At 58.2% G+C, this 17,226-nt stretch carries 19 protein-coding genes; 8 read left to right on the top strand and 11 right to left on the bottom strand.

Translation table 11 applies throughout. From position 1 onward, the window contains the following. Positions 1 to 60: 60 nt before the first annotated feature. On the bottom strand, positions 61 to 1,323 hold the full coding sequence (gene rho / locus BG841_RS08215; protein WP_070057214.1) for a transcription termination factor Rho: 1,263 nt from the start codon (positions 1,321 to 1,323) through the stop codon (positions 61 to 63). Between the two features lie 329 nt (positions 1,324 to 1,652). On the opposite strand from rho, the gene moaB reads away from it, so the two are divergent. From moaB to BG841_RS08195, 4 genes are read left to right on the top strand one after another with little or no spacing between them, the layout of a single operon-like run. Further along, a complete protein-coding gene (gene moaB, locus BG841_RS08210; protein ID WP_070057213.1) occupies positions 1,653 to 2,225 on the top strand; it encodes a molybdenum cofactor biosynthesis protein B in 573 nt (190 codons plus the stop codon). Then, complete coding sequence (glp, locus tag BG841_RS08205) at positions 2,225 to 3,439, top strand: gephyrin-like molybdotransferase Glp (protein WP_070057212.1); 1,215 nt, start codon at positions 2,225 to 2,227, stop codon at positions 3,437 to 3,439. The genes moaB and glp (BG841_RS08205) overlap by 1 nt, the downstream gene beginning before the upstream one ends. A gap of 1 nt (position 3,440) precedes the next feature. Beyond that, positions 3,441 to 3,701, top strand: coding sequence for a molybdopterin converting factor subunit 1 (gene moaD / locus BG841_RS08200; RefSeq protein WP_070057211.1), 261 nt, complete (start codon positions 3,441 to 3,443; stop codon positions 3,699 to 3,701). 1 nt (position 3,702) lies between these two features. Continuing rightward, positions 3,703 to 4,152 carry a molybdenum cofactor biosynthesis protein MoaE gene (locus tag BG841_RS08195; RefSeq protein WP_070057210.1) on the top strand — a complete coding sequence of 150 codons (450 nt, stop codon included), beginning with the start codon at positions 3,703 to 3,705 and terminating at the stop codon, positions 4,150 to 4,152. Positions 4,153 to 4,164: 12 nt separating this feature from the next. On the opposite strand, the gene BG841_RS08190 is transcribed toward BG841_RS08195, so the two are convergent. From BG841_RS08190 to BG841_RS08155, 9 genes are all read right to left on the bottom strand, one after another. Then, complete coding sequence (locus tag BG841_RS08190; RefSeq protein ID WP_228141724.1) at positions 4,165 to 4,386, bottom strand: sulfurtransferase TusA family protein; 222 nt, start codon at positions 4,384 to 4,386, stop codon at positions 4,165 to 4,167. Positions 4,387 to 4,396: 10 nt separating this feature from the next. Beyond that, on the bottom strand, positions 4,397 to 4,525 hold the full coding sequence (locus tag BG841_RS17555) for a hypothetical protein (RefSeq protein WP_265733897.1): 129 nt from the start codon (positions 4,523 to 4,525) through the stop codon (positions 4,397 to 4,399). Beyond that, a complete protein-coding gene (locus tag BG841_RS08185; RefSeq protein ID WP_228141624.1) occupies positions 4,522 to 5,565 on the bottom strand; it encodes a formate dehydrogenase subunit gamma in 1,044 nt (347 codons plus the stop codon). Before BG841_RS08185 ends, BG841_RS17555 begins: the two co-directional genes overlap by 4 nt. Before the next feature lie 214 nt (positions 5,566 to 5,779). Continuing rightward, positions 5,780 to 6,394: a formate dehydrogenase FDH3 subunit beta gene (fdh3B, locus tag BG841_RS08180; protein WP_070057207.1), complete on the bottom strand. Its 615-nt coding sequence runs from the start codon at positions 6,392 to 6,394 to the stop codon at positions 5,780 to 5,782. Between the two features lie 15 nt (positions 6,395 to 6,409). Beyond that, on the bottom strand, positions 6,410 to 9,295 hold the full coding sequence (locus BG841_RS08175; RefSeq protein ID WP_070057206.1) for a molybdopterin-dependent oxidoreductase: 2,886 nt from the start codon (positions 9,293 to 9,295) through the stop codon (positions 6,410 to 6,412). Positions 9,296 to 9,382: 87 nt separating this feature from the next. Continuing rightward, positions 9,383 to 9,574 (bottom strand): twin-arginine translocation signal domain-containing protein, encoded by a 192-nt coding sequence (locus BG841_RS08170; protein ID WP_070057205.1) that lies wholly within the window; start codon positions 9,572 to 9,574, stop codon positions 9,383 to 9,385. A gap of 41 nt (positions 9,575 to 9,615) precedes the next feature. Further along, positions 9,616 to 10,227, bottom strand: a complete 612-nt coding sequence (locus BG841_RS08165) for a TorD/DmsD family molecular chaperone (protein ID WP_070057204.1) — start codon at positions 10,225 to 10,227, stop codon at positions 9,616 to 9,618. 109 nt (positions 10,228 to 10,336) lie between these two features. Then, positions 10,337 to 10,963, bottom strand: a complete 627-nt coding sequence (locus BG841_RS08160; RefSeq protein WP_070057203.1) for a DUF3306 domain-containing protein — start codon at positions 10,961 to 10,963, stop codon at positions 10,337 to 10,339. Next, entirely contained in the window at positions 10,963 to 11,541 is a 579-nt protein-coding gene (locus BG841_RS08155; RefSeq protein WP_070057202.1) for a DUF3305 domain-containing protein, read from the bottom strand. The genes BG841_RS08160 and BG841_RS08155 overlap by 1 nt, the downstream gene beginning before the upstream one ends. Positions 11,542 to 11,726: 185 nt before the next feature. Between BG841_RS08155 and BG841_RS08150 the strand changes: the two genes are divergently transcribed. Genes BG841_RS08150 through BG841_RS08135 form a run of 4 tightly spaced genes read left to right on the top strand, consistent with a single transcriptional unit; the run spans position 11,727 to position 15,744 of the window. Continuing rightward, positions 11,727 to 13,706: a 4Fe-4S binding protein gene (locus BG841_RS08150; RefSeq protein WP_070057201.1), complete on the top strand. Its 1,980-nt coding sequence runs from the start codon at positions 11,727 to 11,729 to the stop codon at positions 13,704 to 13,706. Positions 13,707 to 13,721: 15 nt separating this feature from the next. Next, entirely contained in the window at positions 13,722 to 14,570 is an 849-nt protein-coding gene (locus BG841_RS08145) for an Mrp/NBP35 family ATP-binding protein (RefSeq protein WP_074454312.1), read from the top strand. Then, the gene (locus BG841_RS08140) at positions 14,567 to 15,271 is read left to right on the top strand and encodes a biotin/lipoate--protein ligase family protein (RefSeq protein WP_070057200.1); all 705 of its coding nucleotides are present in this window, start codon (positions 14,567 to 14,569) and stop codon (positions 15,269 to 15,271) included. Before BG841_RS08145 ends, BG841_RS08140 begins: the two co-directional genes overlap by 4 nt. Further along, complete coding sequence (locus BG841_RS08135) at positions 15,268 to 15,744, top strand: DUF6505 family protein (protein ID WP_070057199.1); 477 nt, start codon at positions 15,268 to 15,270, stop codon at positions 15,742 to 15,744. Before BG841_RS08140 ends, BG841_RS08135 begins: the two co-directional genes overlap by 4 nt. Here the strand turns inward: BG841_RS08135 and glp (BG841_RS08130) are convergent, their stop codons facing one another. Continuing rightward, positions 15,745 to 16,992 (bottom strand): gephyrin-like molybdotransferase Glp, encoded by a 1,248-nt coding sequence (glp, locus tag BG841_RS08130; RefSeq protein ID WP_070057198.1) that lies wholly within the window; start codon positions 16,990 to 16,992, stop codon positions 15,745 to 15,747. It abuts the gene before it with no gap. Positions 16,993 to 17,226: the final 234 nt, after the last annotated feature.

Here is a 17,226-nt window from a genome sequence, read left to right as displayed (position 1 = left end):
TACGAGGGAAGGGCTGGCAGGACCGGACGAAGCCGCAAGACGGCCCCGCCCTGTCCGGCGTCAACGGCGTTTCATTGACTGGAAGAATTCATCGTTGGTCTTGGTTTCACGCAGTTTGTCCAACAGGAACTCCAGCGCGGCGGTGTCGTCGTCCATGGAGTGCAACAGTTTGCGCAGGATCCAGACCCGCTGAATGTCTGCTTCGGCCATCAACAGGTCTTCGCGGCGGGTGCCGGAGCGGCGGATATTGATCGCCGGATAGACCCGCTTCTCCGCAATACGCCGGTCCAGATGGACCTCCATGTTGCCGGTGCCTTTAAACTCTTCGTAAATCACTTCGTCCATTTTGGAACCGGTGTCAACCAGTGCGGTGGCCAGAATGGTCAGGCTGCCACCCTCTTCCACATTCCGGGCGGCACCGAAGAAACGCTTGGGTTTTTCCAGCGCGTGGGCATCGACACCACCGGTCAGTACTTTTCCGGAGGACGGAATCACGGTGTTGTAAGCCCGGGCCAGGCGGGTGATGGAGTCCAGCAGGATCACCACGTCTTTTTTGTGTTCCACCAGGCGCTTGGCTTTCTCGATCACCATCTCGGCCACCTGGACGTGGCGCGCGGGCGGTTCGTCAAAGGTTGAAGCAATGACTTCGCCACGCACGGTGCGCTGCATTTCGGTCACTTCTTCCGGGCGCTCATCAATCAGCAACACCATCACGTGACATTCCGGGTTGTTGCGGGTGATGGACTGGGCGATGGTTTGCATCAACAGCGTCTTACCGGCCTTGGGCGGCGATACAATCAGACCACGCTGACCTTTACCGATGGGCGCCACCAGATCCAGCACCCGCGAGGACAGATCCTCGGTACTGCCACTGCCGGTTTCCAGTCCCAGACGTTCGTCGGGAAACAAGGGAGTCAGGTTTTCAAACAGGATTTTGCTGCGCGCATTTTCCGGCTTGTCGAAGTTGATTTCGCTGACTTTCAACAGGGCAAAGTAGCGCTCACCGTCCTTGGGCGGCCGGATCTTGCCCGCTACCGTATCGCCGGTACGCAGGTTGAACCGGCGGATCTGGCTGGGGGAAACGTAAATATCGTCAGGGCCGGCCAGATAGGAGGCATCGGCAGACCGCAGAAAGCCGAAACCATCCTGCAGAATCTCCAGTACACCATCGCCGTAAATGTCTTCGCCGCTTTTCGCATGTTTCTTCAGGATGGAGAAAATAACATCCTGTTTGCGTGAACGAGCCAAATTGTCGAGACCCATTCCCTGCGCGATGTCTAGCAGTTCGGGTACAGATTTCTGCTTGAGTTCAGTAAGGTTCATAAGTTGTTAGATGTTCAGGATTGGAAGTAATCAGGGTTTGATTGGACAGAGGAAACCTAACTGGTCGGAATAACCGCGTCAGGGGCCGCTGAACGAATGTAATGAAGCTAAGGCTAGAGGCTGAGTAGAGTAACCAGCCCGTCAGACAGTCCGATCTTTCACCAAGACGTTGCTCTGTGTCAAGTACTAATGCGATCGCATTGGGGTGAATTATAACAACAATGGCGTGTAATACCAGCCCTTCCAATCTCTGCCAGTGATCGGGATACTAGATGGCTACTGGTGCGACCGCCCTTTCCGGCATAACTGTTATGGAGACAATAAGACGCATGACTACCCATTCACCGTCTGAGGCACACACTCTCAACATTGCCCTGTTAACCATCTCTGACAGCCGCGGTCCGGATGAGGACAAGTCCGGTCAGTTCCTCGAAGACGCGGCCACGGAAGCGGGTCACACCGTTCTGGTGCGCCGACTGATCCCCGATGACGTCTACATGATGCGGGCCCTGGTGTCGGCCTGGATTGCCGACCCGGAGATTCACGCGGTGCTGATCACCGGCGGCACCGGGTTCCAGGAGCGCGACAGCACACCGGATGCCCTTGCACCCCTGTTCGACAAGACCATTGACGGCTTTGGCGAGGAGTTCCGCCGACTGTCGCAACTGGACATTGGCAGCTCCACCATCCAGTCGCGGGCCGTGGCCGGCCTGGCCAACCATACCGTTATCTTCTGCCTGCCCGGCTCGACCGGTGCTTGCCGTACCGGCTGGAACGACATCATCAAAGAGCAGTTGGACTACCGCCATAAACCCTGCAACTTTGTCGGTCTGCTGGCGCGCAAACCGGAGCGTCCGGTGGCGCGTCTGAACGAAGTCATTGGCACGCGGGCGGTGCGCTGATGCCTGGCTCCAATCTGTCCCCCCTGGAAGACGCCCTGACGCACCTGCTGGCCGAAGCACAGCCGGTTGCGCAACAGGAGACCCTGGCACTCACCTCCGCGCTGGATCGTGTGCTGGCCGAAGACGTTCGGGTCCCCGCCGATGTGCCCCCCGCTGACAACAGCGCCGTCGACGGCTACGCGTTGCGCAGCGCCGATTATCAGCCGGGCACCCCCTTGCCGGTCTCGGCCCGGTTACCCGCCGGCCAGGCACCGGAGCCGCTGATGCCAGGCACCGCGGTGCGGATCTTCACCGGTTCGGAAGTGCCGCACGGCGCTGATACGGTGGTCATGCAGGAACGCGTCACCGCAACCGAGGCCGGCATTGTCATCGACGGCGAGCTCAGACCCGACCAGAACATCCGTCGCCGGGGCCAGGACCTGCGCCAGGGCGAGATTGCCCTGGAAAGGGGCGCGGTGATCCGCCCCCAGGAACTGGGGTTGCTGGCGTCCATGGGCATGGCCGAGGTACCGGTCTACCGGCGCCTGAAAGTCGCGGTCTTCTCCACCGGCAACGAACTGGTGGAACCCGGCACGCCTCTGGCTCCCGGTCAGATCTACAACACCAACCGTTACACCCTGATGGGCTTGCTGGCAAAAGCCGGCTGCGAGCTGGTGCTGGCGGAGACACTGGCCGATACCCGCGCAGCCACCGAGTCCGGCCTGAAGCGCGCAGCGCAGCAGGCCGACCTGATCATTACCAGCGGCGGTGTGTCGGTGGGTGAAGAGGATCATGTGCGGGTGGTGCTGGAGCAGTCGGGCGAACTGTCCCTGTGGCGCCTGGCGATCAAGCCCGGCAAGCCGCTGGCGTTTGGCGCGATCGACGGCACACCGGTGCTCGGCCTGCCCGGCAATCCCGCCTCGGTTCTGGTAACCTTTCTGATGGTGGGGATGCCCTATATTCGCACCTGCCAGGGGCGCTTGCATGTTGCTCCTGTAGGCCAGCAGTTGCCTGCTGGGTTTAACGTTACGTCACCCTCGATACGCCGGGAATTCCTGCGGGCACGGACGGAATCCGTTAACGGTAAAATTCAGGTGACTGCCTATACCAACCAAAGCTCTGGCATGTTGAGTTCTGCATGCTGGTCCGATGGGCTGGCGGTGGTTCCGGAACACGCGTTGATCGCAGAGGGAGACCAGCTAACCTATTACCCATTTACAGAGTTGTTGAGCTGATATGACTGACCAAAACCTGACCGTTCGTTTTTTTGCCCGTCTCCGGGAAGAACTGGGTACGGACCAACTGACGCTGCCGGCTGGCAAGGACCAGACTGCGGGCGACTTGCTTGCAGCACTGGCAAGCCGAGGTGGTCCCTGGGCACAACTGCAAGACGGCCAGCCGGTGATGATTGCCATCAACCAGGCTATGGCCAAGCCGGGTTCGGCTGTGAAGGCCGGGGATGAAGTGGCTTTCTTCCCACCGGTAACCGGGGGTTAATATGATTAGTATTCAGACCGAGGATTTTGATTCCGGGGCCGAGTACGCTGCGCTACGGGACAGTGGTGCCGGTACCGGGGCCATTGCCACCTTCACCGGGCTGGTGCGGGACAGCGGCGATACGCAGGATGTGTCGGCCTTGTTTCTGGAGCACTATCCGGGGATGACGGAGCAGGTGATTGCCGACTTGATCGAGGAGGCGTCGAGGCGCTGGGATGTGCGCAAGGCGCGGGTGATTCACCGGGTTGGCAGGTTGTTGCTGCAGGAGCAGATCGTGTTCGTGGGTATTTGCAGTGCCCACAGAGCCGATGCCTTTGCGGCGTGCGAGTTTATTATGGATGTCTTGAAGACTTCGGCGCCCTTCTGGAAGAAGGAGCTGTCCGGAGCCGGTGAACACTGGGTGGAGCAGAAGGCTTCGGATGTGGCTCGGGGCGAGACCTGGGACAAGTAGCCCCGTAGTCACTTATGCCAGACAGATGCCATAACGGAAAACACCCCCGCCCTCTTCCCGGATCCATTCGATCCTGTGGCCGGTTATCTCGCAAAGGGCCTGCAAGTCCCGGCGGCCAGTGGGGTCATCGGCCAGAAACTCGACCTGTGTCCCGCTGGGCATACCCTGGGTGCGCTTTTTAAAACGCAAAATAGGGAGCGGGCACACCAAACCGACAGCATCGATTTGGTGCACTGCGGATTGATCAGTCAAGACGCACACTCGTGGCGCTGCTGCCTTGCTCGGCTGAGGACCAACCGAACTGCCCCAGAACCACCGGGGCGGCGAAGGCGATCACCAGGGAAGCGACAAATGCCGCAATCATAACTTTCACGAAAGCTCTCCTTTACCGCGTTCAGCCTCGACCTCGGCCACCCACAGATCGTGGTGCTGGCGGGCCCATTCCACATCCACCTCACCGCTACCCATGGCATCAAACGCGCCTTCCATACCCACGGTACCAATATAAATGTGGGCAATGATGGCCAGCATCATGACGAAAGCCACAATAGAGTGCCAAAGATTGGCATATTGCATTTCTTCATGGGGTGTCAGGACCGTAGCGAAGTCTGTTCCGAAGACACTGTTCAGGATGCTGAATGTCTCGGCAAACATGGGCATTTGAAACGGGAACAGCAGCGACAGGCCGCTCAGAGAGACCGAGAAACCCAGCACCATAACGGTCCAGAAAACGATCTTCTGACCGGCGTTGAATTTTTTTGCTGACGGATGGGATTTGGTAAAAATACCGCCGCCCGCCTTGAGCCACTGCCAATCCACCTTGTTTGGGATGTTGTGCGCGACCCACATAACAAACGTCATCACCAGGCCCAGCATGAACGACCAGGAAATGTTGTTATGAACCCACTTGGAGCCGGCTGCCAGAGTCGCAAAGACGTCGGGCCCCAGCACGGGGATCAGGAAGCTGCGCCCCATCAAGGTTATAAGCCCGGTTATCCCCAGCGCAATAAACGAGCCGGCCAACAACCAATGCGCAAATCGCTCGATGGCTTTGAAACGTTGAATCGTGGTGCCTGACGGGCCGCCCTCGATCATGATTTTGCCGCGAACAAGATAAAACACCGCCAGCAGGGCAATGAAACCCAACAGCGCGCCGCCGCCATAGGTGATGACCGGCCCCTCGCGCAACTTAAGCCAGGCCATCCCTCCGTCCTGGACGAGGACGTCCGCCGCAGGGCCCCGAACCTGTGTGTTGGCATCAAATTTGTTATAGCGAATGGAACGGTAGGTGTCTGAGATTGAAACCCCGCCCCGTGTACCTAATTGATCGGTGGCCGGCGCCGCATGGGCTGGATCACCCAGATTTTCAGAGCGGAATGCCCCGTCAACTTTCAGCTTCTGCTGACGGGCCATTATATCTTCCAGGGTTTGCGCACCCCCGGTCGCTGTTCGATCAACTGCGTGGGCCTCGTCCGCCCAGACAGAGTTCAGTGACAGTGTCACCAGCAAAAAAACAGTGGCACCCCATACTTTTAAACTCATGAAAGCACTCCAACGGAATCAGCAAGAAGGGTTGTTTGCCTGAACCTGCTCCGGGGCCAAAAGGCCCCGGACTACTCAGGCAAACTTATGCACCCTTCTTCTCGTAGGCTGTGCCCCACCCCCAGGCGCCCGACCCGAAACCACGGGCCACGACGCGCTGGCGATAGATGTCCGCCACCTCGTTGCCGTCACCGGCCAGCAAGGCTTTGGTAGAGCACATTTCCGCACAGAGGGGCAGTTTACCCTCGGCAATGCGGTTGCGTCCGTACTTGGCGAACTCGACCGATGAGTGGTCCTCTTCAGGGCCGCCTGCACAGAAGGTACACTTGTCCATCTTGCCCCGGCTACCAAAATTACCCGCTTGCGGGAATTGGGGCGCGCCGAAGGGGCAAGCATAGAAGCAGTACCCACACCCGATACACAGATCCTTGGAGTGCAGAACGATTCCGTCTTTGGTCTGGTAGAAGCAATCGACCGGGCAGACGGCCATGCAAGGCGCGTCTGAACAGTGCATGCAGGCTACCGAGATCGACCGTTCGCCCGGTTTACCATCCTCAATGGTCACTACGCGCCGACGGTTGATCCCCCAGGGGACTTCATGCTCATTTTTACAGGCCGTTACGCAGGCATTGCATTCGATGCAGCGTTCGGCGTCGCAAAGGAATTTTGCGCGTGCTTGTCCTTGTCCTTCAAGTGCCATGATCTACACCTCTTGTTATGCCGGCATAATCGAACACAGGGTGGCTTTGGTCTCTTGCATCTGCGTGACCGAATCATACCCGTAGGTTTGCACAACGTTTGAAGACTCACCCAGAACATAGGGATCGGAGCCTTTGGGGTACTTATCCCGCAGCGATTTACCCTCCAGATGCCCGCCGAAGTGGTACGGCATGAAAGCTACGCCTTCGCCGACACGTTCGGTCACCATTGCCTTGACTTTAATCCGTCCCCCTTCCGGTCCGGTTACCCAGACAAACCTGCCGTCGCGAATGTTCAGGTTGTTCGCATCACGGGGATTCACCTCGATGAACATATCCTGCTGCAATTCGGCCAGCCAGGGGTTAGAGCGCGACTCATCGCCGCCGCCTTCGTACTCAACCAAACGACCGGAGGTCAGAATGATGGGAAACTCCTTGCTGAAGTCCTTCTTCTGAATGGATTCGTACAAGGTCGGAAGACGCCAGAACGTCTTGTCCTTATAGGTCGGATAATCAGCCACCAGGTCGCGACGTGAGGTGTAGAGCGGCTCGCGATGGACGGGCACTGGATCAGGGAAGTTCCACACCACCGTCCGCGCTTTGGCGTTGCCAAAAGGTGCGCATTCGTGTTTGATGGCGACACGCTGAATACCCCCTGAAAGGTCGGTCTTCCAGTTGGTCTCGGGGCCGGCCACCGCTTCGATGCTGGCACGCTCCTCCGCCGTCAGATCACCATCCCAGCCCAGATCCATCAGCATCTGCATGGTGAACTCGGGATAGCCGTCCCTGATCTCCGAGTTTTTCGAGTAAACGCCTTCTGCCAGCAGGTTTTCACCATTGCGCTCGACACCAAACCGGGCACGGAAAGTGAGACCGCCCTTGGAAACCGGCAAGGACATATCGTAAAGGTTGGGCGTTCCCGGGTGGTTCATTTCTGCGGTACCCCAGCAAGGCCAGGGCAAACCATAGATGTCGCCATCGCAAGGCCCGCCATTTGCACGAAGGGTGGTTCTGTCGAAGTGGTGCTGGTACTCCATATGCTTCTTGAGGCGCTCGGGCGATTGCCCGGTATAACCGATGGTCCACATGCCGCGGTTGAACTCACGGGTGAGGTCCTCGATCACCGGCTCATCGCCTTCAATGGCAATGTTGCGGAACAGGCGATCGGTGAAGCCGAACTTGTCCGCAAACAGCTTCATGATCTCGTGATCAACCTTGGAATCGAACAGCGGCTCAACCACTTTTTCACGCCACTGAAGCGACCGGTTCGATGCGGTTACGGAACCGCTGGTCTCGTATTGAGTGGTCGTGGGCAGCAGATATGCGCCGTCTTTGCGATCGTGCAACACGGCTGACACGGTCGGATAGGGGTCCACCACCACTAACAGATCCAGCTTTTCCATGGCTTCTTTCATGTCAAGCATACGGGTCTGGGAGTTGGGCGCGTGCCCCCAAAGCACCATGGCTCGGGTGTTGTCCGGCTGTTCAAGGTTTTCCTTGGCTTCCAGAACGCCATCGATCCAGCGGGATACCGGGATGCCCTTCTCATTCATCATGGCCCTGGATTTGCCGCTCTTGTCCCATACGGCGAATCGGCCTTTCAACCAATCGATGTCTTCTTCCCAGACACGCGCCCAGTGGGCCCAGGCACCCGCACTCAGACCGTAATAGCCTGGCAGGGTGTCGGCCAGAACACCGAGGTCGGTGGCGCCCTGAACGTTATCGTGACCACGGAAAATGTTGGTGCCGCCGCCGGAAACACCCATGTTCCCCAAGGCCAGCTGCAGAATGCAGTAAGCTCGCGTGTTGTTGTTACCGTTGGCGTGCTGGGTACCCCCCATGCACCAGATCACCGTACCAGGGCGGTTGTTCGCCAGGGTGCGGGCGACACGTTCCAGCTGAGCGCCGGGTACATCGGTTACGCGCTCAACCTCTTCCGGGTTCCAGCGTTTCACCTCCTGGCGGATCTCATCCATACCCCAGACCCGGGTGCGGATAAACTCCCTGTCTTCCCATTTGTTTTCGAAGATGTGCCAGAGAAGGCCCCAGATCAGGGCAACGTCTGAGCCCGGGCGGAAACGGACGAACTCATCGGCGTGAGCGGCAGTGCGAGTGAAGCGCGGATCACAGACAATCAGTGGCGCGTTGTTTTCTTCCTTGGCTTTCAGAATGTGCAGAAGCGACACGGGATGTGCTTCGGCGGGGTTGCCCCCGATCAGGAAAATCGCCTTGGAGTTGTGGATATCGTTGTACGAGTTGGTCATCGCACCGTAGCCCCAGGTGTTAGCTACGCCAGCGACCGTTGTTGAGTGGCAGATCCGGGCCTGGTGATCAACGTTGTTAGTGCCCCAATAAGCTGCGAATTTGCGATAAAGGTACGCCTGTTCATTATTGAACTTGGCGCTACCCAGCCAATAGACGGAATCAGGCCCGCTCTCTTCGCGAATCTGCAACATCTTGTCGCCAATTTCATTGATGGCCTGATCCCAGGGAATCTTCTGCCACTGGCCGTTGACCATTTTCATCGGGGACTTGAGACGACGTTCGCCGTGAGCATGCTCGCGGACTGCAGCGCCCTTGGCGCAGTGAGAGCCTAGATTGAAGGGGCTGTCCCAGCCTGGTTCCTGTCCGGTCCACACGCCGTTCTGCACTTCAGCTTCGACGGTGCAGCCGACCGAACAGTGGGTACACACTGATTTCTTGCGAACGACCTCGCCACCGCCCGTGGATGGGGTCGCAGCTTCGACCCGCCCCGACGTCAGCGATAAAGCCGCCATGCCACCCACTGCAACCCCGGAAGCCGTTAAAAATTGACGGCGATCCAACGTCTTGGCAGCGAGAGATGAAAGCAAAGAGCCTGCACGGGGGCCTTTCGCTACCCCGTTGGTCTTCTTCCTTAACATGTCTCTTACCTCTCTTGTTGTTATTCTCGTTTTTTGGAGGGGTGATCATCCAAGAGCATCACGCAACCTTGAATGATTCACGCTTCCTCAAAAGCGAGCCGACTCGAAATACTTGCGGGTGTGTTCAGTGTCACGCAAACCGCTGCTGTTCGGTACGTTTTGATTGACGACCTCGGCTGCGGCGTTCGGTGCAACCGCCATGGCTACTGCAGCCGGTGCTGCGGCAGCTGCCATTTTCAGGAAACGGCGGCGGCTGTTTTCACGCTTCGGGTTGTCCATAGGACACCTCCCCATGGGTTAAGGGATCGCTCTGACCCCGGTTACTGAATTGCAAAGGCATCGGTTTCTACAGCCATGAAAGCCCGCCCCAGCGAGCCCACCGGGCCATAAAAGATGGCACTTTGCGCTTCTTCCAAATCGGTAAAAAACAAGGCGGCCCACTGTGCCAGGTGCGCGTCGAAAAAGGCTTTTTGCGACGCCAGATCACTGTCACACGGGAATTGGCCGGTAATGATGCCCGACATGATTTCGCACAGGGTGCCAATGTGGTCTTCCGGTTCTTTTACATCGCTACGGGCTTTGATGCCCCTGGCCATAAGGTCAGTACGCAGCTCCGCTAGTGGCTTCTCGTTCAAAAATCCGGTGAGGTAATAGCTGGTGTAAGGCAGCAGTTCGCCACGCCCAAGCCCAACAAAAAGGTTGTTGTACTCGCGCTCGGCGTCAGAAGGGGTGGTGCGCTCGGCAAGCACTGCCAGGTTTTTGGAAGCTACGCCCAGAGGGGTGTCATCACCCTGCAAAGACGCCAATCCTTTCAACAGCTCGCTGGAGGGTGGTCCGGAAAGCAGAACACCCAAAAGCTGATAGATCTGGGCCCGGGCGCGATCTTGTTCGGTGACCGAACGCGGGCACTGAGTTTCCGCAGTGTTGTTCAAACCGTTTTCCTTTAATTATTATTAACATCCTGAGCTGTCATTCTAGACCACGCACATGAATAGTCGAATGACTGTGCTACCACTCGCTTTTATCAGAAACAAACTCCGTTTAATAGTGGAAGCGCATCCGAGGACGAAAACGAGGCGTCTGGTCCTCATCCGTTTGACTCGGTTCACTGTCTACATGACTCACTTCAGCTGGGCCCTCTGGTTGGTCAGCAGCATCCGTTTCAAGGGGGGCATCTGATTCCGAGGCTTCGGCGGCCCCTGGTGGCCTGACATAATCCGTAGTGCTGGCAACCGCTTCGGCCTCCCCATCAACCTGCCCAGCAAGCTTTTTGGCTCGATCAACGAAACCCTGCCCCACCTTGTAAAGGCTCTTTGCCCCTTTTACCGTCAAGCCGGCGTCAGTGAAATCTTCGTCGTAGTCATTAAGGCCATCCAACACCGCCAGCACAGGGTTGGACTTCCATAACGCCCGCAGAGCCTTACGGCGCAGGAGCTCGGGAATCTCTTTTCGCATGAACCCGGTAATGTCCGTACCCAGTACAATGGCATCCGGATCGGGCAGCCCGTACTTCACCAGAACGTCTTGCTCCGGCAAAGTCTCATTAACAGCGAGTTCCTGCGCTTCAGGTGACAGTTCGGCTTCAACGACCGGAGGTGGCGGAGCTTCCTGCTTTCTGGCAGCTTCCGCTTTTTGACGCGACCAACGCTGCAAACGTGACTCGGCCATCACTGCAGTCTCGATTTTTTGATGTTGCCGGGGGCGCGATAGACATCACTCGCCTGGCGGATACGTGGATCGCCTTTAGCGTCTTCGGTGCCATCAACCCGGACCTCATTTCGACGGCGTTTCTTGAAGGGCTCTTCGATGTAGTGCAGGTCGACAAACTCCTTGATCCAGCCCGCAAGGGATTCCGGAATGGCAACGGCCTCGACAATGCTTTCGCCGCTATCAAGCGCGTCTAACGCTTCATGGGCGCTGGCGGTAACGGTGCTGAGTACCCACCCGGAGGGCGACTGGCTCGTGACATCTTTGTCCATCACGACCCAGACCGAAGGGGACGCCATATTCAGGGATATCAGATAGCCCTCCACATCGGCGCGGAACAGTTCCATCGTGACCGTGCCCGCGTGGTAATCGACCACCTCCCCCTCTCGAACCAACTCCTTCCAGAACGCTTCCGGTGCTCCCGGTATCACAGCCGTTGGTGTCCAGATATCACGTGCCCAGCGAGTCACCCCGGGCGACCGGCGCACAACGGCACCTACCTGTAATTCGCGTCTCCAACCCTCTGTCCGACTACTCATGGCGCTTCTCGTTATATTCTTATAGCCTCAAGTTTTACAACTTCAAAATAGCAGGGCTCCAACAATAATCCAACTGCCTAAAAGTAAAACGATAATCCAACTGTCCAAAAATAAACGGCTGTGGCATGCTCGGTGGTAAACGGGATGTATGCCCTTATAAAAACAACGAAAGAGTCTAACTTCCGATGACCGCAAACAAGACACTGCTCTTATGCAGTTGTGACCAGACACAGACTTTCAATCCGCAAGCGCTGCAGAAAGCAGCCGCAGCCGCACAGGTGATCACCGCTGATCAACTGTGTGGAACAGAATTGAACGTCGCCGCGGAACATCTGAGCGCGACAAATGAAGTGCTCATAGCGTGCGGCCAGCAGTCAGCTTTATTTGAGCGGCTGTCCGAGGAGGTGTACGCGGAAATAAACCATGCCGCGCCTCTTCATACGATTGACATCCGGGACAGAGCGGGTTGGAGCGCACCCGATGCCAAGCCGGAGCGCCAACACGCCAAACAGGCCGCGCTGATGGCTGCTGCGCAGTTGCCGGCCCCCATCGCACCGGCAAAAACCATTCAATCCAATGGCGTCTGCTGTATTGTCGGCCCCACCGAACAGGCCATCAGAATGGCCGAACTGGTTCATGACGAGCTGGGTGTCACCTGTGTGGTGACTGACGCCGGCCCGATTCAACTCCCTTCCGCGTCCTACGATGTAGCAAAGGGGCAATTGACGAGCGCCCATGGCGCCCTTGGCAATTTCAAACTGGAATTTGCCCACTTGCAAACCCTCCATCCGGCCGGCCGAGGTGAACCGGGTTATGGCGAAGTAAAACTTGCCGCCCGTAGCGAATGCGATGTATTCATCGATCTGCGAGGGGGAGCCCCGGCATTTCCGAGTCATGAGAAGCGCAACGGCTATTTCTGGGCGGATCCGATGAAAACCGGTGAGCTGGAGCGTATTGCCCTGACCGCCCGGGAGCGGGTGGGTGAATTCGAGAAAACCGTCTATTTCAGATTGGAAGAATCCCTGTGCGCACACACGCGCGCCAGTAAATCCGGGTGCACACGCTGCCTCGACGTCTGCCCCACTGAGGCCATTTTTTCTGCAGGGGATCATATCCAGATCGACTCGGACATATGCGCCGGCTGCGGATCCTGTGCCGCCGTCTGTCCCACATCGGCCATTACCATGAACGAAACCCCGTTCGAGGCGATCACCCGAACCGTTGAAGTGATGGCCCAGGTCTATCGGGAGCACACCGGCGAATCTCCACGCCTGGCGTTTCATACCCTGGGCGCTGGAGCCGACGCCATTGCCAACCTGGCGCGATACGATGACGGACTGGCGGACGATCTGCTGCCGATTGGGCTGGAGCATATCGATCGGGTCGGTCATGCTGAAATAATGGCCGCATTCGGCGCCGGTTACGCTGAGGTGCTCATCCTTGCGGACCATGAGTTGGATCGGCGGGCGGTAGCTGCGGAAGTTGAACTGGCCCAGGCCTTGCTCCGGGGTACCCATAATTCGCCCAGTCGGGTTCGGGTTATCTCCGCCATTGAGCTCTGCGATGCAGGCGCCAACGCCGGGCGCGTGAGTGATCCGGTTCTGCTGGTGGGCGGTCGCCGCGACATAACACGAGTCACCGTTGCCGCCATGTCAGAAAAAATCGAAGAACCGATTCCACTCCCCGCAGGTGCACCTTATGGTGCGATCGCAATCGATTCCGATAAATGTACGCTTTGCCTGGCCTGCGTATCGCTGTGCCCGACCGGTGCGCTTGGTGATCACGCGGACCGGCCGGAAGTTCAGTTTACGGAAAATGCCTGTGTTCAGTGCGGCATCTGCGACAGCACCTGCCCGGAGACCGCCATCACCCTGCAGCCCAGGCTGGATGTGTCCAAGGCAGCCTTGAGTGCCCGGACATTGCATGGCGAGGATCCGTTCGAGTGCATTCAATGTGGCACTCCGTTTGGCGTTGCGAGCACCATTAACCGAATCGTCGAAAAACTGGAAAACCAGCACTGGATGTACACGAATTCCGATAATGTCCAACTCATCAAGATGTGTGACGACTGCCGGGTCAAGGCCCAGTTCCATGGGGACAGTGCACCCCTGGCGGGCGGTGAGCGGCCTCGAATCCGTACCACTGATGACTATCTGGACAGTTAGAGAACAGGACACACCATGGTTGAATACGTCGAAGTTGGTAAAAAACCGAATTTGATTGGCACGGATGCCCCCCGCCCGCAAGACAAGAACCCCAGGGGCGTGGATCGGATCATCGCCATTGCCTCGGGCAAGGGTGGCGTTGGAAAATCCACTGTGTCGTCCAATCTGGCCGTTGCGCTGGCCTCGAAAGGTCTCAAGGTAGGCCTGCTGGATGCCGACATCTACGGCCCCAGCCAGCCCCGCATGCTGGGTGTTTCCGGCCGCCCATCCAGCCCGGATGGAAGTACCATTCTGCCCCTGAGAAACCACGGGGTGACGTTAATGTCTTTGGGCCTGATGACGCCGGACGATGAGGCCATTGTCTGGCGTGGGCCCATGTTGATGGGTGCCCTGCAACAGATGATGAACCAGGTTGAGTGGGGGCGGCTCGATGTGCTGCTGGTGGACCTGCCGCCAGGCACCGGCGATGTGCAGATGACGCTGACCCAGAAATTCTTCGTTGCCGGAGCGGTGGTGGTCTCCACACCCCAGGACATCGCCTTGATGGACGCCCGCAAAGGCATCGACATGTTCCAGCGCATGGACGTGCCGCTTTTTGGTTTGATCGAAAACATGGCCTCGTTCGTCTGTGATGGTTGTCATAAAGAACACCATCCATTCGGGCATGGTGGCGCGCGGTCAGAAGCCGAAAAACTGGGCGCCCCTTTCCTTGGGGAGATTCCGCTGGATCTCGATATCCGAATCGGTTCAGACGGTGGTGTCCCCATTGTGGTTTCGAAGCCTGACAGCCCTCAGGCCCAGGCTTTCCAGCGCATCGCCGATGAAATTGTTGCCTCAGACGCATACGCCCGGGCTATCCAATGATTGAGTCACCCCAATTCCCGCCATTATTGACCGGAGAAGTGGTGCCGAGGCACTCCGATCCTTTCAACAAAGCGGTCAGCCGGGCCATCGCGGGTGTTGATTCCGGCTCGGTTTTCTACTCTGAAGCAGACGACAGCTTGAATGCGGCTCTGGTACTGGCACCGGAAACACCCCTGGAAGATGCCATTCAAGCGGTCTATGTGGCCCAGATCGGCCTGGCCGAAAGTCTGGGTGCCCTGGCGCCACCCGAAGTACCGGTGCACTTTCAATGGCCTGATCGAATCAAGGTCAATGGTGCTCTCTGCGGTAACATTCGGTTCGCAGCCGATGTTTCGGATCCCAAGGCTCATCCAAACTGGCTGATCATCGGCATCAGTGTGCCATTCAGCCAGAATGACGGCGAGCCCGGAGACACCCCGAATGAAACCTGTCTGTATGAGGAAGGCTGTGTAAACATTACACCAATGGCCTTGCTGGAGAGCTGGTCCAAGCACACGCTCTTATGGCTGACCTATTTTATGGACAGTGGCTTTGAACGGGTGCACAACGATTGGCGGCCACGCTGCGATGCTCTGGGCAAGAGGATCGAACAGCCCCGGCCGGGCATCTTTGTGGGCCTGGATGAAAAAGGCCGAATGCTGCTGCGTCAGGGTGTCATGACCGAGACGTTAAGCTTGATTGAATTCGCGGAGCACGTATGAAACTGGCCCGAATACTGCAGTTGGATATATCGGACGAAAAGGTCTTTGAAAAGCCTGCGCCCAGCGGCGAATGGGCGATCTCCGGTGGCTTCGAGTTTTCCAACTGGACCGAAGCGGACCTGAAGGGGAAAGCCCGCCAGGCGTTCAGTAACGGCTGGTACAGCATCGAGTCTGGCGGCCGTGCCAGTTTCGTAGGCGTTTGCAAGATCACCGACGCGGAACTGGAGCAGATTCGCGCCACCCTGGCCCAAACGTTCGTCGACCATTACGGTGCACCGGATATTGACGCCGCCTACCCGGTCGCCTGTGACGAGATCGACCAAATGCGCGCTATGTGTGAGGACTTCGAGGAGAACACCCTGCTGATGGTCAGCCGCACACTGACCGAGCTGGGTATTGAGGAAACCTACCGCTCCCGGCCCCCGCAGGATGCCTCTCTTGAGGCATTTGCGGTCCATGGCAGCGTTGACTGATTACAACCCGAAGCTGCCGTAAGGAATAAACCGCACAAGGGTTCCCGGCTCGATTTGTCGGGCGCTCTCATCCAGCTCCACCAGGCCCTCGGACCAGGCCAGACCGGTCACCCGGCCGGAGCCTTCAGAGCCGAACACCTCAACCTGTCCTTGCCGGATCCTGGCCCGCAGCATCTCGCTGCGCCCTGGTCTTTTACGCTTCGAGAAATTGGCCGGCATAGCATAGCCCTGGGGTTCGAACCATTCTCCTCCTGCCAGCAACGCCATCGCCGGAGCGCCGAACCGCAGTGCACAAACCCAGGCGCCCACCGGGTTACCCGGCAAGCCCACCACCGGCGTTCCATGGAACATGGCCAGCGCGAGCGGCCTCCCGGGCTTGATGGCGATACGCCAGTTACTGATCTCCCCGTGTTTTTTCAGCGTCTCGGAAACGCGGTCTTCGTCACCGGCAGACACCCCGCCGCTGGTCAGGATCAAGTCACACTGTTCCGCTCCCCGCTCCAATGCCGCTTTCACCGCCTCCGGGCGATCAAGCACATGGCCCAGATCAATCAGCTCATAGCCAAGCTGCTCGACCAGGGCACCCAGCATCGGGCGGTTGGCATCGTAGATCTGCCAATCGGTCACCGGTGCACCGACCGGCTTTACCTCGTCACCGGTGGAAAGAACCCCCACACGCAAGCGCTCATACACATCGACCGAGCCAATTCCGACGCTGGCCAGTACGGAAATCTGGGTCGGGCTCAGCCGGGTGCCCGCAGTGAGGATCCGGTCCTCCACGTTAATGTCTTCAGCAGCTTTGCGGACATTGGCACCGGCTTTCAATGTGCCGTCCAGATGCAGCTGACCCTCCTTGATGTCGCAGTCTTCCTCCAGAACGACCGTGTCCGTGCCGGCCGGAACCACCGCGCCGGTCAGAATCCGGATGGCATAGCCTTCGGGTACCCGATCCCTGTAGGGTTCCCCCGCGGCACTGCGGCCATCCACCAGAGGCAGTGTGCTGGGCACCTCTGTTACAGGGCCTGCGAAGGCATAGCCATCGACCGCAGAATTATCACTTGGGGGATGGGCTCGGGGCGCATAGACGTCGCTTGCCAGGATGCGGCCATTGACCTGGGCCAACGGAACGGAGCGCTGCACAGCGACGACAGGGTGCAAGCGTGAACGCAACCGCTCCAGCGCCTCTTCGACCGGCGTCCAGTTAACGCCGGGGGGGAGTGCAAAACAGTCGTTACGAAGCTTGGCCATAGTTTTTATTATCCGCTAATTTGGTATCCGGTAGCTTGGTATCCGCGAGTGCCGCCTATGATGGTTCACGATTCAGAACAAAGTCTGCGATAGCGGGGACATCATTAACGTCGAGGACGGGGCCCTGAAAATCTGCAGGGTAGTCCGCGGCGACCGCCACAATGCTGGCATCTTCTTTAAACAATGGCGAGCGCGAACTTTCCCGGCGGTGCACCTCGATTTTGGGTGCGCGTG

Source organism: Marinobacter sp. X15-166B (assembly GCF_001752365.1).
Classification (GTDB): Bacteria; Pseudomonadota; Gammaproteobacteria; order Pseudomonadales; family Oleiphilaceae; genus Marinobacter.
The sequence above is the reverse complement of the archived record's forward strand: the minus strand, read 5'-3'. Positions and strand labels throughout refer to the sequence as shown.